The organism is Sporomusa sp. (assembly GCF_035561255.1).
In the GTDB taxonomy this organism is placed as follows: Bacteria; Bacillota; Negativicutes; order Sporomusales; family Sporomusaceae; genus Sporomusa.
Map to the genome: position 1 here is coordinate 1 of NZ_DATMXX010000321.1, position 4,488 is coordinate 4,488.

A 4,488-nucleotide genomic window follows, 5' to 3' on the forward strand; every position below is an offset into this window, starting at 1 on the left:
TTTAGTTCTTAATGTCGAATTAGAGCATATTATATAAATCAAGAAATTTAGGGGGGCAGGCAATGGCCAGACATGCTCCAGACCGGTTTGCTGCCATTCATGTAGGTTCAGAGCAGATCGGTGTTCAGATTGTCGAATATAATACACTGGATGATGTTAAAATCGTCGAACAAAGCTACCGTCAGGTGATGTTAAGTGAGGAAACATTTAAAACCGGGCGTGTTAGCTTTGCTGCCGTAAGTGAGATATGCGAACTGTTAAAGGGGTACCGCCGCCTGCTCAATGAGTATGGGGTGCGTGATTATCGTCTGGTAGCTACTACCGCTATTCGTGAAGCGCAAAACCAACCGTATATTATCGACCAGATCAAAGTAAAAAGCGGCTTTAATGTAGAAGTTGTTGATATGCCTCAGGAAATTTTTTATAAATATGTTTCGCTTGTCAAAACTGTAAATGAGCGTGGCTTGATGAATCAAGAGGAGGGGATGCTGTTTGTCGACATCTCCTCAGGTGGACTTGGTTTTACGCTCTATAAAGACGGAGGCCTTACCTATCAGCAGAATATTCATATCGGTGCCCTCCGTATCAAAGAAAGCTTTGACAAAAGTCAGCGCGATTCAGCAAATTTTCATGAGGCATTATCTCAATATATAAGCAGTACTATTGAACCGGTAGAAAAGGAAATGAGCCAGCACAATATTAAGCGGCTGGTACTATCCGGTCCAGAAACAAAACTGCTCCTAAAAATGCTTGGAAAAGAACAGGGAAGGGTTACCTTTTTCAGTCTGTCCGAATTTAGCGATCTCTATAAGCAGGTGCGGTCGCTTAATCTGCCGCAAATTATCAAAAACTTTGGTCTAACTGAGAATAAAGCTGAGATAGTACTGCCCACTATTGTGCTGTACAAAAAGATTATATCGCTTACTAATCCAGAAGAGATTGTTATTCCAAGTGATCAATTTATCGATGGTGTTATTATTAAACATATTGCAGAAAAAACCGGGCATGAACATAATAACCTTATTGAAGACCAGCTTATTAGCCTGTGTTGGGAAATTGGTAAAAAATATTATTATGATCCTAACCATGCCGCCGCTGTTGAAAAGTGGTCTTTACTCCTGTTCGATAAATTGGCACGCGTTCACGGTCTGGGGGAACGCCACAGACGGCTCTTAAAAGTGGCTGCCATTCTCCATGATATTGGCAAGCACGTTAATTTAAGACGCCATTATTTCTATTCGTACCGCTTAATTATTTCTTCAGATATTATGGGTTTTTCTGAAGCTGAGAGACATATAATGGCCAATATAGCATTCTATCATTCCAAAGGTACTCCTTCTGACGCTGATGCAAATTTTTCCTATTTAACACCAGGGCAAAAAGTTACAGTCTCCAAGCTTTCAGCCATTATCCGCCTGGCAGATGCCATTGATCGCAGCCATCGGCAAAAAGTCAGTCAGGCCGATGTTGTTCTGCGTGGGGAAGAGATGGTGATTACTGTGACCAGCAGTGAAGATATGTCGCTGGAAGGATGGACTTTTGCTGAAAAAGCCGACTTTTTTGAAGATGTTTTTGGCATAAAAGCAATATTAATTAGAAGGGCGGGGTGACGATTATGGCAAATGCCAGGAACTGTGATATCCATGACAATCCCGAATTCTTCTTTAACCGGGAATTAAGTTGGATTAAGTTTAACCGGAGAGTACTGGGAGAAGCTGATGTTAAACATAAGCCGCTGCTAGAGCGGCTCAAGTTTATTGCAATTACCAGTTCCAATCTGGATGAGTTTTTTATGATTCGCGTGGCGGGACTCAAGCATCAGTTTGAAAGTGGCATTAATAAGACTGATGCTGCCGGTTTGACAGTCAGTCAGCAGCTGGCCGGTATTGCTGAAGATACGCATGAATTGGTCAAGTTTAAGTACCGGTATTTAAAAAATATCCTGCAGGAGCTGGCTACAGCTGATATCAGTTTTGCCGATATTACCAGTCTTGATGAACGGGTGCAAGAATGGGTTGAGAATTACTTTAATAATACCATTTTTCCTGTCATCACCCCCATGGCGGTAGATGCTGGCCATCCCTTTCCCTTTTTAGCCAACCGCAGTCTTAACCTGGCTGTGTTTCTGGGCCGGGAACGGGGTGAAACCCACGCCGCCGTCATTCAGGTTCCCGGCGTTCTGCCCCGGATCATTGAAGCGCCTTCAAATGGTGAGAAACGCCAGTTTGTTTTTTTGGAAGATATTATTAAACATTATTGTGCACACTTGTTCCATGGATACACCATTAAAGATATAGTGCCATTCCGGATAACCAGGAATGCTGACCTTTCCATTGACGAGGAAGATGCGGAAGATCTTTTGGCTGAAGTCGAAAAATCACTCCGACAACGCAAACGTGGTCAGGCTGTGCGGCTGGAGATTGGGAAAACGAACAATAAGCATCTAAGAGAATTATTGGTGCATACGCTCAGTATTGAGGAACAGGATGTCTATGAAATCTCAGGACCGCTTGATGTTACCTGTTTTTTTAAATTCAGTGAGTTGCCGGGGCTGGAACACCTGCGGTATAGCCCAATGGGACCGCAACTGGTCCAGGATCTTATTGGCACTACCAGCCTTTTTGAAGCTATCCGCGAGCGGGATATCCTGCTGCACCATCCGTACGAATCGTTTGAACCTGTTGTTGAATTTGTCCGACAGTCAGCGTGGGATCCCAAGGTATTGGCGATCAAACAGACCTTGTACCGGGTGAGTGGTAATTCGCCAATCGTAAAATCGCTGGCCCAGGCAGCAGAAAATGGTAAGCAGGTTACCGTACTTGTAGAGTTAAAGGCACGGTTTGATGAAGAAAACAATATTCTCTGGGCTAAACGGCTGGAAGAAGCAGGCTGTCATGTTATCTATGGGCTGGTAGGACTTAAGACCCATGCCAAAATGATCTTGGTGGTCAGACAGGAACAGGACGGCATCAAACGTTACGTCCACATGGGGACAGGCAACTATAATGATGCCACAGCCAAAATGTATACAGATATGGGGCTTTTTACGGCCAATGACCAATTCGGTGCTGATGCCTCCGCGTTTTTTAATGTATTGTCAGGGTATTCTGATCCACCGGTATGGAATAAAATTGTTGTTGCACCACTGGGCCTCCGGGAAAGAATCAAGGAACTGATCGACCGGGAGATTGAATTTGCCAAGGACGGTAAAGTGGGACGGATTATTGCTAAAATGAACTCACTGGTGGATAAGGATATTGTCCTCAAACTGTACGAAGCCTCGTGCCAGGGCGTCAAGATTGACTTGATTATCCGGGGAATTTGTGTTCTTAGACCAGGTGTGGCCGAAGTAAGCGATAATATAACAGTCCGTAGCGTCGTCGGGCGGTATCTGGAGCATCATCGCATATTTTATTTTGGCAATGGTGGTGATGAACGGGTATTCCTATCAAGCGCCGATTGGATGCCGCGTAATCTCAATGAGCGGGTTGAATTGTTTTTCCCTATCGAAGACCCCAATCACATTGAAAGAATTAAAGATATCCTGGACATTTCTCTGACAGATAACCAAAAAGCCTATATTATGAAAAAAGATGGTACCTACCGGCGGGTTGATAAGCGCGGCAAAACCGTCAACAGTCAGCTCGAGTTTTATGCTGAAGCACAATCGGCGGCACAGGTCCAGAACATTACCATTGAGCAGCGCCTGAAGCCTTTATATAAGCGGGCAGAGTAACTAAATCAATAAATACCGGCAGGATTTTGTCTCCTGCCGGTATAATAATATACTAAGTGGAAATAATGTGTTTCTGAGAGAAAAGAGGCGATATTCATGCAGAACAATTTTAAAGTAGCTGTTCAGTACAACAATCAGTGCGGTTATATTGAGTATGATGAGGAAAGTAAGTCTGTTAAGGTGGTATTTGATAATGTCGCAACTCGACAAATCATTGAAAATTATCTGGCGTCTGAGCATGTGATTCGAGTGGCTGGTGAAGGGCTTCTGGATTTTAAGGATGTCACGATTCGTGCAGCAGAAAGTGCTGAGCATCTTAAAACAGCGCTTACCCGCATCTGGGAAAAGACGGGTGTACATGTTGATTGGAGTCGGCCGGTAGCGTGACGAAATGTCACGCTTATTCTCTTTTAGTCAAAGAACAATGAACTTATCCACAAACTTATCCCCAAAACACGTGGAAATGTGGATAACTGTATGATTGATTGTGGGGAAAATCTGTGGATTAAGGGATGAATAGTGACGATATAAGGATTTTCACTGTGGATAAGTAGGATAACGTCAATGTGGATAACAAGAGAAGGGTACTTTATAAGATGCTTGACTTTAACTAAGAGAATATGATAAAATGCTTTTTGTCGGTAGATATGACTCCGTAGCTCAGCTGGATAGAGCGTTTGACTACGAATCAAAAGGCCGCAGGTTCGAATCCTGCCGGGGTCACCAACTTATTCTCTGAGTGGAAGTTCTTC

The 4,488-nt window shown here is 43.6% G+C and carries 3 protein-coding genes and 1 tRNA gene; all 4 read left to right on the top strand.

Going from position 1 to position 4,488, the window contains the following annotated elements; genetic code table 11:
- Positions 1 to 62: 62 nt before the first annotated feature.
- The 4 genes from VN379_RS17540 to VN379_RS17555 all read left to right on the top strand — a co-directional run bounded on the left by VN379_RS17540 (position 63) and on the right by VN379_RS17555 (position 4,462).
- Positions 63 to 1,610: an HD domain-containing protein gene (locus VN379_RS17540; protein WP_325536171.1), complete on the top strand. Its 1,548-nt coding sequence runs from the start codon at positions 63 to 65 to the stop codon at positions 1,608 to 1,610.
- 5 nt (positions 1,611 to 1,615) lie between these two features.
- A complete protein-coding gene (locus VN379_RS17545; RefSeq protein ID WP_325536174.1) occupies positions 1,616 to 3,736 on the top strand; it encodes an RNA degradosome polyphosphate kinase in 2,121 nt (706 codons plus the stop codon).
- Positions 3,737 to 3,832: 96 nt separating this feature from the next.
- On the top strand, positions 3,833 to 4,123 hold the full coding sequence (locus VN379_RS17550) for a hypothetical protein (protein ID WP_325536173.1): 291 nt from the start codon (positions 3,833 to 3,835) through the stop codon (positions 4,121 to 4,123).
- A gap of 262 nt (positions 4,124 to 4,385) precedes the next feature.
- Positions 4,386 to 4,462 (top strand) — tRNA-Arg (locus VN379_RS17555).
- Positions 4,463 to 4,488: the final 26 nt, after the last annotated feature.

What these genes read in the sequence shown, in the direction of transcription:
- VN379_RS17540 (WP_325536171.1), top strand. Translation starts at nt 63, where the DNA reads ATGGCCAGACATGCTCCAGACCGGTTTGCTGCCATTCATGTAGGTTCA.
- VN379_RS17545 (WP_325536174.1), top strand. Translation starts at nt 1,616, where the DNA reads ATGGCAAATGCCAGGAACTGTGATATCCATGACAATCCCGAATTCTTC.
- VN379_RS17550 (WP_325536173.1), top strand. Translation starts at nt 3,833, where the DNA reads ATGCAGAACAATTTTAAAGTAGCTGTTCAGTACAACAATCAGTGCGGT.